At 59.3% G+C, this 17,650-nt stretch carries 16 protein-coding genes; 9 read left to right on the top strand and 7 right to left on the bottom strand.

Annotation, left to right across the window (positions count from 1 at the left end; all coding sequences use genetic code 11):
• Positions 1 to 19: 19 nt before the first annotated feature.
• Both AC13C8_RS19190 and AC13C8_RS19185 read left to right on the top strand, forming a co-directional pair.
• A complete protein-coding gene (locus tag AC13C8_RS19190) occupies positions 20 to 1,480 on the top strand; it encodes an efflux RND transporter periplasmic adaptor subunit (protein WP_482848734.1) in 1,461 nt (486 codons plus the stop codon).
• 3 nt (positions 1,481 to 1,483) lie between these two features.
• Entirely contained in the window at positions 1,484 to 4,810 is a 3,327-nt protein-coding gene (locus tag AC13C8_RS19185; protein WP_482848733.1) for an efflux RND transporter permease subunit, read from the top strand.
• Between the two features lie 26 nt (positions 4,811 to 4,836).
• On the opposite strand, the gene AC13C8_RS19180 is transcribed toward AC13C8_RS19185, so the two are convergent.
• Both AC13C8_RS19180 and greA read right to left on the bottom strand, forming a co-directional pair.
• Positions 4,837 to 5,856, bottom strand: coding sequence for a hypothetical protein (locus AC13C8_RS19180; protein WP_245744781.1), 1,020 nt, complete (start codon positions 5,854 to 5,856; stop codon positions 4,837 to 4,839).
• 77 nt (positions 5,857 to 5,933) lie between these two features.
• Complete coding sequence (gene greA / locus AC13C8_RS19175) at positions 5,934 to 6,404, bottom strand: transcription elongation factor GreA (RefSeq protein WP_091431606.1); 471 nt, start codon at positions 6,402 to 6,404, stop codon at positions 5,934 to 5,936.
• Positions 6,405 to 6,718: 314 nt separating this feature from the next.
• Here greA and AC13C8_RS19170 point away from each other — a divergent pair, with 314 nt between their 5' ends.
• From AC13C8_RS19170 to AC13C8_RS19160, 3 genes are all read left to right on the top strand, one after another.
• A complete protein-coding gene (locus AC13C8_RS19170; RefSeq protein WP_482848732.1) occupies positions 6,719 to 8,371 on the top strand; it encodes an electron transfer flavoprotein-ubiquinone oxidoreductase in 1,653 nt (550 codons plus the stop codon).
• A 133-nt stretch (positions 8,372 to 8,504) separates the two neighbouring features.
• The gene (locus AC13C8_RS19165) at positions 8,505 to 10,226 is read left to right on the top strand and encodes a tetratricopeptide repeat protein (protein ID WP_245744748.1); all 1,722 of its coding nucleotides are present in this window, start codon (positions 8,505 to 8,507) and stop codon (positions 10,224 to 10,226) included.
• A gap of 2 nt (positions 10,227 to 10,228) precedes the next feature.
• Complete coding sequence (locus AC13C8_RS19160) at positions 10,229 to 11,053, top strand: 4-(cytidine 5'-diphospho)-2-C-methyl-D-erythritol kinase (protein WP_482848789.1); 825 nt, start codon at positions 10,229 to 10,231, stop codon at positions 11,051 to 11,053.
• Here the strand turns inward: AC13C8_RS19160 and AC13C8_RS19155 are convergent.
• Complete coding sequence (locus tag AC13C8_RS19155) at positions 11,046 to 12,041, bottom strand: polyprenyl synthetase family protein (RefSeq protein ID WP_091431611.1); 996 nt, start codon at positions 12,039 to 12,041, stop codon at positions 11,046 to 11,048. The genes AC13C8_RS19160 and AC13C8_RS19155 overlap by 8 nt on opposite strands.
• A 71-nt stretch (positions 12,042 to 12,112) precedes the next feature.
• Here AC13C8_RS19155 and AC13C8_RS19150 point away from each other — a divergent pair, with 71 nt between their 5' ends.
• From AC13C8_RS19150 to AC13C8_RS19140, 3 genes are all read left to right on the top strand, one after another.
• The gene (locus AC13C8_RS19150) at positions 12,113 to 12,328 is read left to right on the top strand and encodes a putative signal transducing protein (protein ID WP_091431613.1); all 216 of its coding nucleotides are present in this window, start codon (positions 12,113 to 12,115) and stop codon (positions 12,326 to 12,328) included.
• A gap of 3 nt (positions 12,329 to 12,331) precedes the next feature.
• Positions 12,332 to 13,090, top strand: coding sequence for a tRNA1(Val) (adenine(37)-N6)-methyltransferase (locus AC13C8_RS19145; RefSeq protein ID WP_482848731.1), 759 nt, complete (start codon positions 12,332 to 12,334; stop codon positions 13,088 to 13,090).
• A gap of 122 nt (positions 13,091 to 13,212) precedes the next feature.
• Positions 13,213 to 13,380 (top strand): DUF465 domain-containing protein, encoded by a 168-nt coding sequence (locus AC13C8_RS19140; protein ID WP_091431617.1) that lies wholly within the window; start codon positions 13,213 to 13,215, stop codon positions 13,378 to 13,380.
• Positions 13,381 to 13,396: 16 nt separating this feature from the next.
• Here the strand turns inward: AC13C8_RS19140 and yddG are convergent, their stop codons facing one another.
• Both yddG and AC13C8_RS19130 read right to left on the bottom strand, forming a co-directional pair.
• Positions 13,397 to 14,272, bottom strand: coding sequence for an aromatic amino acid exporter YddG (yddG, locus tag AC13C8_RS19135; RefSeq protein WP_091431619.1), 876 nt, complete (start codon positions 14,270 to 14,272; stop codon positions 13,397 to 13,399).
• On the bottom strand, positions 14,269 to 15,210 hold the full coding sequence (locus AC13C8_RS19130) for a transcriptional regulator GcvA (RefSeq protein ID WP_091431621.1): 942 nt from the start codon (positions 15,208 to 15,210) through the stop codon (positions 14,269 to 14,271). The genes yddG and AC13C8_RS19130 overlap by 4 nt, the downstream gene beginning before the upstream one ends.
• Positions 15,211 to 15,315: 105 nt before the next feature.
• On the opposite strand from AC13C8_RS19130, the gene AC13C8_RS19125 reads away from it, so the two are divergent.
• On the top strand, positions 15,316 to 15,498 hold the full coding sequence (locus AC13C8_RS19125; protein WP_143064345.1) for a hypothetical protein: 183 nt from the start codon (positions 15,316 to 15,318) through the stop codon (positions 15,496 to 15,498).
• On the opposite strand, the gene phbB is transcribed toward AC13C8_RS19125, so the two are convergent.
• On the bottom strand, positions 15,499 to 16,221 hold the full coding sequence (gene phbB / locus AC13C8_RS19120) for an acetoacetyl-CoA reductase (protein ID WP_091431623.1): 723 nt from the start codon (positions 16,219 to 16,221) through the stop codon (positions 15,499 to 15,501).
• Positions 16,222 to 16,393: 172 nt separating this feature from the next.
• On the bottom strand, positions 16,394 to 17,569 hold the full coding sequence (locus tag AC13C8_RS19115; protein ID WP_482848730.1) for an acetyl-CoA C-acetyltransferase: 1,176 nt from the start codon (positions 17,567 to 17,569) through the stop codon (positions 16,394 to 16,396).
• Positions 17,570 to 17,650: the final 81 nt, after the last annotated feature.

Here is a 17,650-nt window from a genome sequence, read left to right as displayed (position 1 = left end):
CGATCAGTGGAGTAGTAACATGCGATTTTTGGGCCGCAGCCTGACCGGATTGTTCCTTCTGGCCTTAACCGTCGGGTTGCTTGCGTTGGCTGCCGGCATGGTAACTTCAGCCTTCAAGGCTCGGGCTGAACGCGACAGCGCAGAACCGAGCGCGAGCGAGCGGGTGTTTTCGGCCAATGTCATGACGGTCACGGCGCAAACCATAGCGCCAAAGTTAACCGCCTATGGCGAGCTGTCATCGCGGCGCGCACTGGACGTGCGCGCCCTGACCGGGGGCACCGTGACCGAGATCGCACCGAATTTCGAAACCGGCGGGGCGGTGCGCGAAGGCGATCCGCTTCTGCGGATTGATCCGACGGATTTCGAATTTGCGCTGGAACTGGCAAAAACCGACGTGTCACAGGCCGAAGCAGAGCTGCGGGACGCACGCGCGGCACTGGAACTGGCGCGGGACGATCTGGACAATGCCACACGGCAGGCCGATCTGCGCGAAGCCGCCCTGACCCGACAGCGCGATCTGGTCGAACGTGGCGTGGGCACTGAAGCGGCGGTTGAAACGGCAGCACTTGCGGCATCGGCTGCACAGCAGGCGGTGCTGGGCAAGCGTCAATCGGTGATCACGGCGCAGGCCCGCGTCTCGACCGCAGAGGCGGCCTTGCGACGCAGCGAAATCCAGCTGGACGAAGCCGAGCGGCGTCTTGAAGAAACACAGATTACGGCAGAAATCAGCGGCATTCTGACGGACGTCACAGTGTTGCGCGGCGGAGTCGTAGCCGCGAACGAAAAGATCGGGCGCATCATTGACCCTTCAGCACTTGAGGTTCGGTTCCGTGTCTCGGCGGCCCAGTATGCGCGCCTGCTTGGGGCCGATGGTCGGTTGGCAAACACTGATGTAACCGTCCGGCTGGCGGCCGCTGGCCTGAACCTGACCGCAACCGGACGGATTGACCGCGAAAGCGCGGATGTCGGCGATGGCCAGACCGGACGCCAGATATTTGCCACGCTTGAACCCTCGCCCGGTATGCGACCGGGCGACTTTGTCACCGTTATCGTGGCCGAACCTGCCTTGCCGGACACTGTCCTGATGCCGGCATCGGCGCTGAGCGCCCAGAACGAGGTTCTGGTATTGGGGCCAGAGGATCGCCTGAGCAGCGCGAAGGTCGAGCTTTTGCGCCGTCAGGACAATGACGTCATCGTGCGCGCGACGGCGCTTGAGGGGCAGGAAATCGTGGTCGAACGCACCCCCGCGTTGGGGGCTGGCATCCGTGTCCGTCCCGTCCGTTCAGGCGAAGGCATTGCACCCGAGCCTCAGGCCGAGATGGTCACGCTTGCCCCCGAACGGGTCGCACTTCTGCGCAGCTTTGTGGAAAGCAATGACCGGATGCCCGAAGATGCACGGGAACGCATTCTGGCCCAATTGGATACTGGCATCCTGCCCGCAGACACGCTTGCGCGGCTGGAACAGCGGATGGGACACTAGATAATGGGGCGCGATCTGAACCTTCTGTCTTATTTCACGCGCCACGCCACAGTGGCGAACCTTCTTCTGGTGGTGCTGATCGCCCTTGGCCTGTTCGCCTACCCCCGGATGCGGGCGCAGTTCTTTCCCGATGTGGTGATCGAAAGCGTCTCGGTGCAGACCACGTGGCAGGGCGCCGGTGCCGAAGACGTGGACGAGGCGATTGTGCAGGTCATGGAACCCGCCCTTCTGGCGGTCGAAGGCGTGGAAAGCGTCAGCTCACGATCCTTCGAAGGCAGCGCCAGTATCACGCTGGAGTTTGAACCCGGCTGGGATGTCGCCCGTGCGGCCGATGATGTGCAAACCGCCGTGGATGAACTGTCAGACTTGCCGGAAGATGCCGACACACCGCAGGTCAGGCGCGGCGCGTGGCGCGACAGTGTGACGGATGTTGTCATTTCCGGCCCTGTCGGGATCGAACAACTTGGGCGTTTCGCCGATGAGATGATCATCCGCCTGTTCGAACGTGGCGTCACACGGACCGGTATTCGCGGGTTCGAAGCGCCACGAACGGTAGTCGAAGTGACTTCATTGTCGCTGATCGAGCACGACGTTACCATGGCCCAAATCGCCGAGGCCATCGCGGGCGAAGTGAGCGCCGCCCCGGCGGGCGACGTGGCGTCCGGTGCTGCGCGTGTGCGCACAGGCGTCGCCAAACGCAGCGCCGACCAGATCGAGGCGATTGTTCTAAGGTCAAACCCCGACGGATCGAAACTGACCGTTGGTGACGTGGCTCAGGTGAATGTTGAAGGTGTTGACCGCAACCGATCCTATTTCGTCGGCGACGATGCGGCGATTGCGCTGAACGTGTCCCGCTCGGCCCAAGGCGATGCCATCCGAATGCAGGAAATTGTCGAAGAGGTCCGCGCCAAACTGCTGCCCACGCTGCCCGATGGGGTGAAAATCTCGCTGGTGCGCACCCGGTCCGATTTGATCACGGCCCGGATCAACATCTTGATGAAAAACGGCTTGCAGGGGCTGGCCCTTGTGCTTTTGCTGCTGTTCCTGTTTCTGAACGCCCGCACCGCGTTTTGGGTGGCAGCGGGTATTCCTGTCGCGATGACCACCGCGATCTTCCTGATGTATATGTCGGGGTTGACGCTGAACATGATCTCGCTGTTCGCGCTGATCATCACGCTGGGGATCGTGGTCGATGATGCCATCGTGGTAGGCGAACACGCAGATTTTCGCGCCCGCAGGCTGGGTGAAGGCCCGATCGAGGCGGCGGAAAATGCAGCCAAACGCATGTTTCCGCCGGTGTTTTCTGCAACTCTGACCACGGTGATCGCATTTTTTGGCCTGACCGCCATTGGCGGACGGTTTGGCGATATGATCGCCGATATTCCCTTTACCGTGATCGTGGTGCTGGTGGCGTCGCTGGTCGAATGTTTCCTGATCCTGCCACACCACATGGCGCACGCCCTGACCCACACCGTGAAGGAACATTGGTACGACTGGCCGTCGCGTCAGGTGAACAAAGGGTTTCGGTGGGTGCGTGATCACGCATTCCGGCGTTTGATGGGCTGGGTGATCAAGGCCCGCTATCCGGTAATTGCCATGGCACTGATGATCCTTGCCAGCCAGACGTCGATCTTTATCCGCGGTGATCTGGCGTTCCGCTTCTTCAACGCCCCTGAACAGTCATCTGTCACGGGGAACTTTGCGATGGTGTCCGGCGCGACGAAGGATGACACGCTCGACATGATGCGGCTTGTTCAGGACGCGGTCGAGAATACGGCAGCCGAGTTTGAAAGCAAATACGGCCGTAACCCGGTGGTGCATGCTTTGGCACAAATTGGCGGCAATGCCGGGCGCGGACTGTCCGGCGTGGATGGCAAAGATACCGATCTGCTTGGATCCGTGTCGGTCGAACTGATTGATGCGGACCTGCGCCCCTATAGTGCGTTTGCCTTTGTCGGCGCGCTGCAAGAAGCGGTTGCAAGCCACCCTCTGCTTGAGGTGTTGTCATTCCGTGGCAACCGCCATGGCCCAGGTGGCGATAGTCTGGATGTCGAGTTTTACGGCGCGACATCTGACCAGCTGAAAGCCGCATCCGAGGCGTTTATCACCCGTATGTCGGCCTTTCCCGAAGTCTCGGCGCTGGAGGACAGCCTGTCTTATGACAAAGAGGAGTTGATCCTTGATCTGACGGCGCAGGGGCAGGCGCTTGGCTTTACCATCGACGGTCTGGGGCGCGTGCTGCGCAACCGCCTGAACGGGATCGAGGCGGCCAGCTATCCCGATGGCACCCGGTCGGCTGAGATCCGGGTGCAATTGCCCGAAACCGAACAGACGTCGGACTTCCTGGAACGCACACAGCTGCGCACGGACAGCGGCACCTATGTGAACCTGGCTGATCTCGTCTCGGTCCGATCACGCACCGGGTTTGCCAGCGTTCAGCGCGAAAACGGCATCCGTCTGGTCAATGTGACCGGCGATATCGACGAAAACAACGCCGCCCGCGCCGAGGAAATCCAACGCACCATTGAAACCGAAATCCTGCCAGAACTGGCCGAGGATTTTGGCATCGCCTTCCAACTGGGCGGCTTGGCCGAGCAACAGCAGGAATTCCTGTCGGACGCGAAATCCGGCCTGATCCTGGTGCTGTTGGGTATATTTCTGACACTGGCGTGGATTTTTTCCAGCTGGACGCGGCCATTGGTGGTCATGGCGATCATCCCCTTCGGTCTGGTCGGTGCCATTTTCGGCCACGTGCAATGGGGGGTGCCCTTGTCCATGTTCTCGGTCGTCGGGTTGATTGGCATGACGGGCATCATCATCAACGATTCAATCGTGTTGGTGACGACCATAGATGAATACGCACGTGAACGCGGATTGGTGCCTGCCATCATTGACGGGGCGGCAGACCGGTTGCGGCCTGTGATGCTGACCACGATGACGACAGTGCTGGGGCTTGGGCCGTTGCTTTATGAAACATCGCGACAAGCTCAATTCCTGAAACCCACTGTGATCACGCTGACCTATGGGCTGGGCTTTGGCATGGTGCTTGTGCTGCTGGTGGTGCCCGCGCTGGTGGCCATACAGGCAGATATGAGCAGAATGGTTCATGCCCTGAAACGGGTGTGGCGGGGGCGTGCACGCAAGGGGCTGAAACCGGCAACCTTGCTGGTCGCTGGTGCAGCACTGGCGATGCTGGCCGCCTTCGCGCTGGCAGTGATGATCTGGGGGCTAAGCGCGCAAAGCATCGCGGGTTTCGTGCTGATCAGTGCAGGTATCGCGGTTCTGGGTTATCTGGCCGGTGCGGTCGCGTTGCGTGGACGCAGGGCCTAGTCAAACCGGGCCTAGTCAAACCGGGCTTAGTCGAACGTCCCGGTCACGCGCCCCAGCAACATGAAGGCCCGCGCTGTGCGTGTGTCGGCCAAAGCCGCAATATCCGCGTCAGAGGCATTCTTTTCAAAGCCCGCAAAGGTCTGATCGAACCGACGCAGAAAATGGTGAGCCGCATCGCGGAAGATCGGGTCTTGCTTCATGCGCCCGGCGGTCAGGGCCAAAGAAGACCTGTCTCGAACGCCACCCAGCGCGGCCACACTGCGCCCACGTTCCCCCGCCGCAAACTTGCGCCAGATTTCGGGGCGCGCACGGTCGGGGCGCAGGTCGTCCATATATATCCCATCCTGCGACAACAGGGTCAGCACATCTTGCGAAGCTTGCACCAGCCCGGCGACCTGTCGGTCATCCAGTGCGCGGCGCAATGCCCGGAACCCATCCGCATCTTCAGCGGTTTCGGGGAAATGCAGCGCGCGGATAAAATCCTCGATCGACAAGGGTGGGTTCAGGTCTTCGACCGGGGTGCCCAGCGCAAGGCTTGTTTGGTCGGCAGTGGTCTGACCCACCGCATCGGATGCAATGGCCGGGCTTGGATTGACAGGCGTTGGGTTGGCCAGCGTCGGCATGCCGGGCCGGATCGAGGTAAAAGTCGCAAGCGCGCTTTCGGTCTTGCGGCTGACCTTTGCAATCTCTTCCAGCTTTTGTTCGACCTTAGACGCCTGAGCAGGCGTGCCTGTGAAACCCTGCTGTTGCTGGATATAGGCCGTGCGCATTGCGTCAATCGCGGCGCTCAGGCGGACGCTTTCCTCGCGCATGATCCGTGCCGACCGCAGCGCGGCAACCGCGACCCAGATCACGGCAACAGGCATAATCACCGCCACCAGCGTCATCAGAAATTGCAACGGTTGGGACAAGCCTTCGCCATCACTGCTGCCGAATCCCAGAACCAGAAAGAACAGGATGCACCCGGCCAGCCACAGGCCGGACAGCAAAAGGCCGATGACCTCGCCCCCGCTGAGCGACGGAACCTGTGCGTTCAGCGCACTCATACGTCCCGTTCCCAGACTTCCGGATCCGCTTTTCGTCTTGTCGTTCATCCTGTCCCTCGTGTCCGCAACGCGCGGCGTCAGATCCATTCGATCTTCAGGATCTCATAAGCCTTTTCGCCACCGGGTGTGCGCACTTCAACGCTGTCGCCTTCTTCCTTGCCGATCAATCCACGCGCCAGCGGGGACTTGATGTTCAGCTTTCCGTTCTCGATGTCGGCTTCCGGTTCGCCCACGATCTGATAGGTCTTTTCTTCGTCCGTGTCTTCGTCGACGATCGTCACGGTGGCCGAAAACTTCACCGCGCCTGACAAGGTCGCAGGGTCAATCACCTCGGCCAGCGACAAGACGCCTTCCAATTCCTTGATCCGACCTTCAATGAAGCTCTGTTTTTCGCGGGCGGAATGGTATTCTGCGTTCTCGGATAAATCACCATGCTCGCGCGCTTCCGCAATCGCGCGGATGATGGCCGGGCGTTCCTCGGATTTGAGCTGCTTCAATTCATCGTTCAGCGCAGTGTGACCCGCGCGCGTCAGCGGTATCTTATCCATGAGACCTATCGTTCTGCCGTGGCCAATGCGTATAGACACATTGACAGTGTTATTATCGGATCGTCTTGATCATTCTGGCGGGCAATCGACCCGGTTGTGCCGAAAATCTAGCAAACACGCGCGATTTGCAACGGCATTATTCAGCAAAGTGGTCGCAAATGGGCACGACATTGCCGAATGGGAATGTCAGCGCAAACAGGTGGAAAATCGGTGCAAAACACTCCTTGGATGCGGTTGTAACGCAGTGTCCCGATTGACCCGCCGGGTGGGCCAAGCTAACGATCTTGCGAAACGGACCATCCGGGGAACAGAAAATGAGCGACATTGAACGCGAAAGCATGGAATACGATGTGGTCATCGTGGGCGCAGGCCCGGCTGGCCTGTCAGCGGCCATACGCCTGAAGCAACAAAACGCCGATCTGAATGTGGTTGTGCTGGAAAAAGGGTCCGAGGTCGGGGCGCACATCCTGTCTGGCGCGGTGCTGGATACCTGTGGGTTGGACAAGCTGATCCCGGATTGGAAAGACAAGGGCGCACCGATCAATGTGCCGGTTAAGAAAGACAATTTCCTTGTGCTTGGCCCGGCAGGCCACCTGCGCGTGCCCAACTGGCCAATGCCGCCCCTGATGAACAACCACGGCAACTATATCGTCTCAATGGCGAATGTCTGCCGCTGGATGGCCGGGCAAGCCGAAGAACTGGGTGTCGAGATCTTTCCCGGCATGGCTTGCTCTGATCTGGTCTTCGGCGACAACGGCGAGGTCAAAGGCGTTGTCGCCGGTGTCTTCGGGCTGGAAGAAGACGGCAGCTATGGCCCCAACACCGAACCGGGGATGGAACTGCACGGCAAATATGTCTTCATCTCGGAAGGCGTGCGTGGGTCGTTGGCGAAAGAGATTATTGCCAAGTATGACCTGCAAGCGGGGCGCGACGCGCCGAAATTCGGCCTTGGCATGAAAGAGATCTGGGAGATCGATCCAGAAAAGCACCACGAAGGCACCGTGACTCATACAATGGGCTGGCCATTGGGTAAGAATGCCGGTGGCGGTTCGTTCATCTATCACCTTGAGAACAATCAGGTGTTCGTGGGCTTCGTGGTTCACTTGAACTACAAGAACCCGCATTTGTATCCCTATATGGAATTCCAGCGTTTCAAGCATCACCCCGAGATCGCAAAGCTGCTTGAGGGCGGCAAACGCGTGGCATACGGCGCGCGCGCAATATCCGAAGGTGGTTATCAGTCGATGCCCAAAGCCTCGTTCCCCGGCGGTGCTCTGCTGGGCTGTTCGGTCGGGCTGGTGAACGTGCCGCGCATCAAGGGCAACCACAACGCCATGTTGTCGGGGATTGCTGCTGCGGATGCTGCCCTGAAAGCCATTGCTGCCGGCCGTTCAGGCGACGAGCTTGCCGAATACGAAGACGAACTGCGCACAGGTGACGTTGCCAAAGACTTGAAAAAGGTGCGTAACGTCAAACCGCTCTGGTCGAAATTTGGTCTGACCGCATCGCTGGTGCTGGGCGGGTTTGACATGTGGGTTCAGTCGCTTTTGGGCTTCTCGCCCTTCGGCACGGTCAAGCACGGCAAGAACGACGCACAGGCCACCGGTAAGGCGGCCGATTTTCCGATCATCGACTATCCGAAACCTGACGGCAAACTGTCATTTGATCGCCTGACCAACGTTTCCTTTTCGGCGACCAACCACGAAGAAAGCCAGCCCTGTCACCTGAAGCTGACCGACCCCGATCTGCCAATCAAGGTCAACCTGCCCGAATACGCCGAACCTGCGCAGCGATATTGCCCGGCAGGCGTGTACGAAGTGGTCGAGGAAGACGGCAAAGACCCTCGCTTCGTCATCAACTTTCAGAACTGCGTGCACTGCAAAACCTGTGACATCAAAGACCCAAGCCAGAACATCACCTGGACTGTTCCGCAGGGTGGCGATGGGCCGAACTATCCGAACATGTAACACCCTGTTCCGAAAAAACGCAAAAGTGAGGGGTGGCCATGTGCCACCCCTCATTGTTTTCGCCGTGCTTGCCGATTAGGTTCCAACTCAATGCTTCGACCTGCGAAGCCATCTAATATGAAAGTTGTCCGTGGTGCCCCTTAGATTTTCCGCCTCTCGCCAACTTGTCGCCGCCATGGCGGCAGCAATCTATCTTTCCGGTTTCACGCCCCTCATGGCGCAGGCCAATGCGGCGGGGCCCTATCTGGCGGCGCGGCAGGCCGACCTGTCCGGCGATTTCGCCAAAGTGGTCGAATATGGAACGCGCGCGCTGGTGGAAAACCCGGACCGCGCAGATGTGTTGGAAGGGTTGGTTGTCTCGCATACGGCCTTGGGCGAAGTTGACAAGGCCTTGCCGTATGCACACCGCTTGGCCTCGATCAATCCCGACAATCAACTGGCGGGCCTTGTTCTTCTGGGCGATGCACTGGCCAGCGAAAAATGGGCAGAAGCAATTGCTCTGCTGGAAAGCGGTATTTCAGTGGCCGGCGTGGTCGACCAGATGATCACGGCCTGGGCCAATCTGGGCCAAGGCCAGATGTCACAGGCGCTTGAGGTGTTCGACGCCTTGTCGCAAGATCCCAACAGCCGTTCTTTCGCCCAATTCCAGAAGGCGCTCGCGCTGGCTCATGTCGGCGATTTTGAAGGCGCCGCAAGCATTCTTGGAGGTGATCAAGGTGCATTGCAACTGAACCGCGGCGGTATTCTGGCTTATGCACAGGTGTTGAGCCAGCTTGATCGCCACGCCGATGCCTTGGAGCTTTTGAAGGCCAATGCCTCTCCGCTGGTCGACCCGGAGGTCGACGACATCATCGCCCGGCTGGAAGCGGGCGAAGTATTGCCATTCACCGGAATCACCTCGCCGAATGACGGGGTTGCGGAACTGTTTTTCGCGGTGGCCGAAAGTCGCAGTGTCGACAGCGACCCGACCATCGCGCTGATCTTCAGCCGCCTTGCAGAACACCTGAATCCGAAAAACGCCACGGCCACCTTGCTGTCTGCACGACTGTTGGAGCAGTTGGAGCGTCACGACCTCGCGGTCGAGGCTTACGGTCGCGTCCCGAAGGACAGTCTTCTGTATCAGGAGGCCGCATTGGGGCGCACCGATGTCCTGCGCCGATCCGAGAAATTTGATGAAGCCATCGAAGAGCTAAGCGCCCTGGCCGATGCCTATCCCGAGACGTTACGGTTCAGGGTTGCCTTGGGTGATACGCTGATGCAACTGGACCGTTTCAAAGAGGCGCGTGCGGCCTATGATCAGGCCATCGCCGAATTCTCGGAAGACTTGCCTGGTCAGTGGGCCACCTATTTCCAGCGCGCGATAGCGCTGTCCAAACTTGACGAATGGCCGGCTGCCGAGGCTGATTTCCGCAAGGCACTGGAACTTAGCCCCGACGAGCCGAATGTCCTGAACTATCTTGGCTACACCTATGTTGAGCGACAAGAAAATCTGGACGAGGCGTTGGACATGATCGAACGCGCCGTCGCCGCACGCCCCGACAGCGGCTATATCGTTGACAGCCTGGGGTGGGTGTTTTTCCGTTTGGGGCGCTATGACGAAGCCGTCGAACAGATGGAACGTGCGGTCGAACTTATTCCCGTTGATCCGATCCTGAATGACCATCTGGGCGACACCTATTGGGCGGTGGGGCGCCAACGCGAAGCCGAGTTCCAGTGGAGCCGCGCCTTGAGCTTTGTCACCGACGATACGGATCTGGAAGAAATGAACCCCGATCGAGTCCGCCGCAAGCTTGAGGTCGGGTTGGACGTAGTGTTGGAAGAAGAAGGGGCGCCCCCCCTTAACGCCGCCGAATGACGATCACCAAGGTTTTCGCCCCCGCGAAGGTGAACCTGACGCTGCATGTGACGGGTCAGCGCAAGGATGGCTATCACTTGCTGGACAGTCTGGTGATGTTCGCCGATGTCGGCGACCGGGTGACGGTCATGTCCGCACCGAAACCATTGTTCGAGGTCACAGGACCACGCGCCACAGGTGTACCGACGGATGACACCAATCTTGTGGTGCGTGCCGCCGCGCTGTTCGACATCCCGGCTCACATCATCCTGTCCAAATACCTTCCCGCCTCTGCCGGGATCGGGGGCGGCAGCTCAGACGCCGCTGCGACCATCCTCGCGCTGTCCGAAATCACTGGCGACACCTGTTTGCCCGAAGGCGTCACCGATTTGGGAGCAGATGTGCGGGTATGTCTGATGCGGCAGGCGGCGCGGATGCGCGGCATTGGCGAGGATGTGATACCCTGCCCCGGTCTGCCGCCGCTCTTCGCCGTCCTTGCCAATCCCGGCATCGAGGTGCCGACGCCTGCGGTCTTCAAGGCGCTTTCAAACAAGGCAAACCCACCCATGCCCAAGCGCCTGCCGCACGGCATTAAGACACGCGAGTTCATCGATTGGTTGGCCAGCCAACGCAACGACCTGGAGCCTCCGGCTCTTTCGACAGCCCCGGTGATCGCTGACGTATTGCAAGCGCTTGCGTCGCTGCCCGAGGCTCGACTTGCCCGCATGTCCGGGTCAGGGGCAACCTGTTTTGCCTTGTTTGAAACTGACAAGGCCGCAAAAGGCGCGGCCCAATTGCTTTCGGATCAACAGCCAGCCTGGTGGATCGAACCCGCCCGCCTCAGCTGATCCGCGCCACCACATAGTCCGCGATGTCGTGCAGCATGTCGCGAATGGGATCATCCGGTAGCACCGCCAACGCCGCCTTTGCCTTGTCAGCCCAGACCATCGCATCTGCGCGCGTGTCTTCCAAAGCGCCATGCTGGTGCATCAGTGCCAGCGCATGATCCAGATCGCCATCTTGCTGTCGGCCTTTTTCGATGGTCCGGGTCCAGAACGCACGTTCCTCTGCATCCGCCTTGGCAATGGCCTTGATCAAGGGAAGCGTCAGCTTGCGTTCGCGGAAATCGTCACCGATGTTCTTGCCAATCGCATCGCCGCCGGTGAAATCCAGCAAGTCATCGACGATCTGGAATGACACCCCCAGCGCATCGCCATAACCGAACAGCGCCTTGACCTGCGCCTCGCCTGCGCCGGCAATCACGCCGCCCACCTCGGTTGCTGCGGAAAACAGCGCGGCGGTCTTGCCGCGCACCACTTGCAGATAAATCGCCTCGTCCGTGGCCAGATCCTGTGCGGCGGTCAGTTGCAGCACTTCACCTTCGGCAATCGTGGCCGAAGCGTTGGCCAGAATATCCAGCACCCGCAAATTACCTGTCTCGACCATCAATTGGAAACTACGCGAGAACAGATAGTCGCCAACCAGAACGCTGGACTTGTTGTCCCACAACAGATTGGCGGTGGGTCGTCCGCGACGCTGGCCGCTTTCGTCCACAACATCGTCATGCAACAGCGTGGCGGTGTGAATAAACTCGACCGTTGCGGCCAGATGAATGTGATAAGGCCCCCTATAGCCACACAACTTCGCCGCCGCCAATGTCAGCATGGGGCGCAGCCGTTTGCCGCCCGCGTCCACCAGATGTGCTGTCACCTCGGGAATGCGTGGCGCGTTTTTCGATGCCATACGCTGACTGATCAGGGCATTCACTGCTGCCATCTCGTCCTTGAGATACGCGCCCAAACGTTCGTGCGGTTTATGTGCAGCTTCGATCAGCATGATCACCTTCCCGTCAACTTGCCCGACAACCGGCTCGACAAATCCGTGGCCCTGTCATTAAGTCCATATCTATGAGAGAGCTTCTTCGGACAACAGACCCAACATTGATCCCTTTTGTCACAGCCCTGCTTGATGGCGAGGATATAGACTGCTTTACGATGGACGTCCATATGAGCGCGCTGGAAGGTTCGATCGGAATACTGCCGCGGCGCCTGATGGTTCTTGAGCGGGATCTGTTCCGGGCACGTGCCGTTTTGCGCGACAACGGTGTGGACTTCGAGGGCTGACCCATGACCTCTGCCACCTCAGATCTGACGAATGACGCGTTTCTGGGCGGACAACTGACATTGACGCAGCCTGCGTCCGGTTATCGTGCCGGCGTTGATCCGGTGTTTCTGGCCGCTGCCGCTCCCGCTCGATCCGGACAATCGGTTTTGGAACTGGGTTGCGGGGCGGGTGCGGCAAGTCTTTGCCTTGGACGACGCGTGGCTGGGCTGCGCATTGTAGGGCTTGAGCGGCAAGCAATCTATGCCGATCTGGCCCAGCGCAATGCACTACAGAATGCCATTCCACTGACCATCTATCAAGGTGATCTGGAAAACATGCCCGCGGACCTTCGGCAGGACCGGTTCGATCATGTCATCATGAACCCCCCTTATTTTCGGCGCGACCGCGGCACGTCATCGCCCGACGGGATCCGCGAAGGCGCATTGGGCGAGGTTACACCGCTGACCGCGTGGCTTGATCACGCCACCCGCCGCTTGCTGCCCGGAGGTTACATGACGCTGATCCAGAACGCTGAGCGTTTGCCCGAGGTTCTGTGCGCGATGGACAGCAGGCTGGGGTCAATCGTGGTGAAACCCCTGTGTCCCCGGATCGGACGCGCAGCATCGCTGGTGATCGTGCAGGCGCGCAAGGGTGCGCGCGGAGCGTTTCGTCTGGCAGCGCCTCTTGTCGTGCACGAAGGATCTCATCACACGGAGGATCACGAGCACTACACGCCGGAAGTCGCTGCGATTTTGCGCAAGGGTGGCGCCTTGCCTCTTTGATAAACACGCGATTTTGCGCCGCTTGCTGAATGTTTTTTCACCAACACCCCTTCACTCTTAGTGACAAGCCACCAAATATATGGTGCACTTAACTTGTCCATACACATCAGAGGAGGAGCGCCATGAGCATGAGTTCGCATCTTGAAGAGCTGCGGAGAAAACACGAGGTTCTCTCTGAAAAGGTCGAGGCGATACAACGGTCGCCCGGCAGCAGCGACCACGAGATTACTGAGCTTAAGAAGCAGAAACTCCTGCTCAAAGAGGAAATTGAGCGTCTCGCAACCGCCTAAGGCCAATCAGACCGGGTCAGTTGCCTGCGCTTCGTGCCGAACTGGCCCGCGCGGCCATCGCCGCGCCGAATGTGATAAGAACACCGGCAAGAATCAATGACGGTCGGGGGTCTGCCACACCGGCAACGATAAGGACGAGCGTCGACAACAAGGGCGCGCCATAGCTGGCGACGCCCAATAGTTGGATGTCGCCCTGCTTTACCCCAACATCCCACACATAGAACGCCAGCCCAACCGGGCCCAGCCCAAGCCCCAGAACGGCAGTCCATCCCAGTGCATTGGGCGGCCATACCGTTGTTTCCCAAAGCAAATGCGCGCCCGTCGAAAGAACCGCCGTCATAAGACAAAACACAGTGACAGAGGCTGTCGGTGTGTTGCCCAACCGGCGCGACAAGACGGAATAGCCAGACCACGTTAGCGCACCTAGAAAGGCCAAACCAAACCCCGGAAGCGCGTCGGTGGCAAACCCGGTGGCACCACCAAGCACGAGGATCGCCGCGCCGATGAACGAGATCACTGCGCCTAAAATGTGCAGAGGTTCGAGCCGCTCCCCTGGTAAGAGGCCCGAGAACAACACGATCAACAACGGCCACAGATAGGCAATCAGCCCAGCCTCGGCCGCGGGCGCCATGCGCAACGCCGAGAAATACAGCGCGTGATAGCCAAACAGGCCCAGCGTGCCGAACAGATAGACGCGCCAACTGATCTGGCGCAACACGCGAAACTCACCCGCCCAACCGATCCAAACCAGCCCGACCGCGCTGCCAACCAGAAACGTCATCGCGGCCAGTTGGAACGGCGGCACCGGCACGGTTCCCACGGTGAACAAGGCCAGCAGCGACCACAGCAGCACAGCCACAAACCCGATCGCAGTCGCCTTTCCTTTTGTCATGCCAGGTCCTCGACCGGAATGACCGTCATATCCGTCGCGCAGGAGGCCGTCTTGGTCATCTCAGCCAGGATCCAATCTCGGAAGGCTGCAATGTCTGGTCGGCTCTCCTGCCCAAGACGGCATAGGAATCGAAATTTCGCTGCTGTCCCCAACGCTATCTTGAAAGGTGCCACCAGTCGCCCATCCGCAAGATATTTTACGACAAATGCCCGGCGTCCCAGCACCACACCAGCGCCGGACAAAGCAGCGTCCAGAGCGTGATCGAACTGTGAAAAACTCGACGAAATTCGCGGCACTCCTTCGATACCAACCGCCTTGAACCAAGCCTGCCAGTCGCACGCGGGATTTAGAAAATCATCTGAGCTGTTGTGGATCAACGGCGCTTGCAGCAATTCTTGCGGTGTCGTGAACCGTTTGGCAAATTCGGGCAGCATGACCGGCGCCAACCACTCCGGCTCAAGAGGTTGCGAAAAAAGTCCATCGTCAGGGCCATACCCGAAACGGATGGCCACATCCACTTCGTCCGTGTTCAGATCCATCATTCGCAAACCGGCGGTGAACCTTAGCTCAATGTCCGGGTGGGCTTGGGCGAAGGCAAACATGCGCGGCGCAAGCCATTTGGCCGTGAAGGCCGGTCCAGCCGTCACCGTCAGAACATCAGCTTCTACGCTGCGGCGGGCCGCACGCCATGCCGCTGTCAGCGCCCCAAACCCCTCGGCTGCACCGGGGGCCAGGATGCGTCCTGCTTCGGTCAGTTCGACTGCGCGATTCAACCGGTTGAACAGCGGTGCACCAAAATGCTCTTCAAGTGATTTGATCTGGAACGACAACGCTGCCGGGGTCACGTTCAATTCAGCCGCCGCACGTTGAAACGACATGTGGCGCGCAGCCGCATCAAAGGCGCGCAAGGCGGTCAGTGGTGGCAGTCGATCAGTCATTCAGTTAAGTATCACTTATGCGAAAGCATCGAAAGTCTCATTTGTGCATTTCTTTCAAGCACCAGATACTTGGTCAAGTCAAAATAGCTTATCAAGGACAAGGCCATGTTAGAGACAGCCACAAACGATCCGAACCTTCGCCGTGCCTATGATCGCGCACATGCACAACGTGCAGAATATGTCACAGCAGCCCTTCGACGGATGCACGCGGTTTTGTGGCGGCCTTGGCCAAATGCAAACGGGGCCAGCCAACTCAGCCAGCCCCTGAATTGCGATTGTCCGGCGTGATCAGACGAAGAATTGCGCGCCATTGGCCGAGATGGTCGACCCGTTTATGAATTGCGCATCATCTGATGCCAGGAAGGTCACGCAGCGCGCGATTTCTTCGGGCTCGCCAAGCCGCCCCGCCGGGATGCCCGAGATGATAGACTCGCGCACTTTTTCCGGCACAGCCATCACCATTTCGGTGGCGATGTAGCCGGGGCAAATTGCGTTGGCCGTGATGCCCGCGCGCGCACCTTCCTGGGCCAGCGACTTAACGATCCCCAGATCGCCCGCCTTGGTCGCGGCATAATTCACCTGACCAAACTGACCTTTCTGCCCATTGATCGAGCTGATCACGATGATCCGGCCAAACTTGCGTTCGCGCATACCGGGCCAAACGGGGTGAACCGTATTGAACACACCCGTCAGGTTGGTGTCGATCACCTCTTGCCACTGTTCGGGCGTCATCTTGTGAAACGGAGCGTCCCGCGTGATGCCCGCGTTGGCGACCACGACATCAATCGGCCCGACCTCCGCTTCGACCTGCGCCAACCCGTTCTTGGAGGCTTCGTAGTCGCCGACGTTCCATTTATATGTCTTGATGCCAGTTTCTTTGGTGAAGGCCGCGGCCTTTTCGTCGTTGCCTGCATAAGTGGCAGCCACGTCGTAGCCGTCTGCTTTCAGGGCTTTGGAAATTGCCGCGCCAATGCCGCGCGACCCACCTGTGACCAGTGCAACTCGAGCCATGTAATCCTCCGTTATAGAATCTAGGTATGGAAACACTGTTACCTTTTACATACCCGCTGCGCAATATTGTTGCGCAAACATTTTGCCGCAATGCAGATATATTTTCCGGCATAACCGCAATCTGACAAAAAAGACGCCCGAAGGCGCCTTTTCTTCAATTTGTTCCGATGTTTTACGGGCGCTCAAGGCACATGGCCACACCCATACCGCCACCGATACACAGGGTCGCCAGACCTTTCTTGGCATCGCGGCGCTTCGTCTCGAACAGAAGTGTATTCAAGATGCGGCAGCCAGACGCGCCAATCGGGTGGCCGATGGCAATCGCGCCGCCGTTCACGTTCACGATGGAAGTATCCCAGTCCATTTCCTTGTTAACGGCGCAGGCCTGAGCCGCAAATGCCTCGTTCGCTTCCACAAGGTCAAGATCCTGCGCTTTCCAGCCCGCCTTTTCCAACGCCTTGGTCGAGGCGTGGATCGGGCCGACACCCATGATCGACGGGTCCAGCCCGGCGGTCGCATAGGAGGCAATGCGCGCCAACGGCTCCAACCCGCGCTTTTCGGCTTCATCGGCGGTCATCAGCAGCACAGCTGCCGCACCATCGTTGATGCCCGACGCGTTCGCGGCGGTCACCGATCCGTCCTTGGTAAAGGCTGGGCGCAGTTTCTGCATGGCTTCCATTGTTGCGCCATGACGGATGTATTCGTCCTGATCGACAACGGTCTCTCCCTTGCGGGTCTTCACTGTGAACGGAATGATTTCATCGGCGAACTTGCCCGCCTTCTGGGCGGCTTCCGCCTTGTTTTGCGATGCAACCGCAAATTCATCCTGCATATCGCGGGTGATTTGCCATTGCTGGGCAACATTCTCGGCGGTTTGACCCATGTGATAGCCGTTGAAGGCATCCCACAGACCGTCTTTGATCATGCAATCGATGAATTTCATATCGCCCATCTTGTGACCGGAACGCAAGTGCGCCACGTGGGGGCTGAGCGACATGTTTTCCTGTCCTCCAGCGGCGACGATGGCCGCATCCCCAAGCATCACATGCTGGGCACCAAGGGCCACGGTGCGCAGACCAGACCCGCAAACCTGGTTGATCCCCCAGGCCGAGCTTTCCTTGGGAAGCCCTGCATTGATATGTGCCTGACGCGCGGGGTTCTGACCCTGACCGGCTTGCAGCACCTGGCCCAAAATGGTCTCGCTGACTTCGGACTTGTCGATTCCGGCGCGGGCGACGATGGCCTCAAGCACAGCGGCACCAAGATCGTGGGCAGGTGTGTTGGCAAATGAGCCCGAGAAGCTGCCGACGGCAGTCCGCGCGGCGGATACGATTACAACGTTGGTCATGATGGGTCCTTTTCCTCCGAACTGACGGTTCCATGCTTTCAAGTCGTCGCCAAGGGACGGTTTTCAAGCGGGAAACCGATG

It is taken from the genome of Aliiroseovarius sp. B-4, assembly GCF_056857795.1.
The sequence above is the reverse complement of the archived record's forward strand: the minus strand, read 5'-3'. Positions and strand labels throughout refer to the sequence as shown.

Excerpts from the sequence above, each read along its gene's own strand:
- yddG (WP_091431619.1), bottom strand. The coding sequence starts at position 14,272 with ATGACAAAAGGAAAGGCGACTGCGATCGGGTTTGTGGCTGTGCTGCTG.
- AC13C8_RS19150 (WP_091431613.1), top strand. The coding sequence starts at position 12,113 with ATGAGAGAGCTTCTTCGGACAACAGACCCAACATTGATCCCTTTTGTC.
- phbB (WP_091431623.1), bottom strand. The coding sequence starts at position 16,221 with ATGGCTCGAGTTGCACTGGTCACAGGTGGGTCGCGCGGCATTGGCGCG.
- AC13C8_RS19125 (WP_143064345.1), top strand. The coding sequence starts at position 15,316 with ATGTTAGAGACAGCCACAAACGATCCGAACCTTCGCCGTGCCTATGAT.
- greA (WP_091431606.1), bottom strand. The coding sequence starts at position 6,404 with ATGGATAAGATACCGCTGACGCGCGCGGGTCACACTGCGCTGAACGAT.
- AC13C8_RS19170 (WP_482848732.1), top strand. The coding sequence starts at position 6,719 with ATGAGCGACATTGAACGCGAAAGCATGGAATACGATGTGGTCATCGTG.
- AC13C8_RS19185 (WP_482848733.1), top strand. The coding sequence starts at position 1,484 with ATGGGGCGCGATCTGAACCTTCTGTCTTATTTCACGCGCCACGCCACA.
- AC13C8_RS19190 (WP_482848734.1), top strand. The coding sequence starts at position 20 with ATGCGATTTTTGGGCCGCAGCCTGACCGGATTGTTCCTTCTGGCCTTA.
- AC13C8_RS19145 (WP_482848731.1), top strand. The coding sequence starts at position 12,332 with ATGACCTCTGCCACCTCAGATCTGACGAATGACGCGTTTCTGGGCGGA.
- AC13C8_RS19180 (WP_245744781.1), bottom strand. The coding sequence starts at position 5,856 with ATGAGTGCGCTGAACGCACAGGTTCCGTCGCTCAGCGGGGGCGAGGTC.
- AC13C8_RS19130 (WP_091431621.1), bottom strand. The coding sequence starts at position 15,210 with ATGACTGATCGACTGCCACCACTGACCGCCTTGCGCGCCTTTGATGCG.
- AC13C8_RS19140 (WP_091431617.1), top strand. The coding sequence starts at position 13,213 with ATGAGCATGAGTTCGCATCTTGAAGAGCTGCGGAGAAAACACGAGGTT.
- AC13C8_RS19155 (WP_091431611.1), bottom strand. The coding sequence starts at position 12,041 with ATGCTGATCGAAGCTGCACATAAACCGCACGAACGTTTGGGCGCGTAT.
- AC13C8_RS19115 (WP_482848730.1), bottom strand. The coding sequence starts at position 17,569 with ATGACCAACGTTGTAATCGTATCCGCCGCGCGGACTGCCGTCGGCAGC.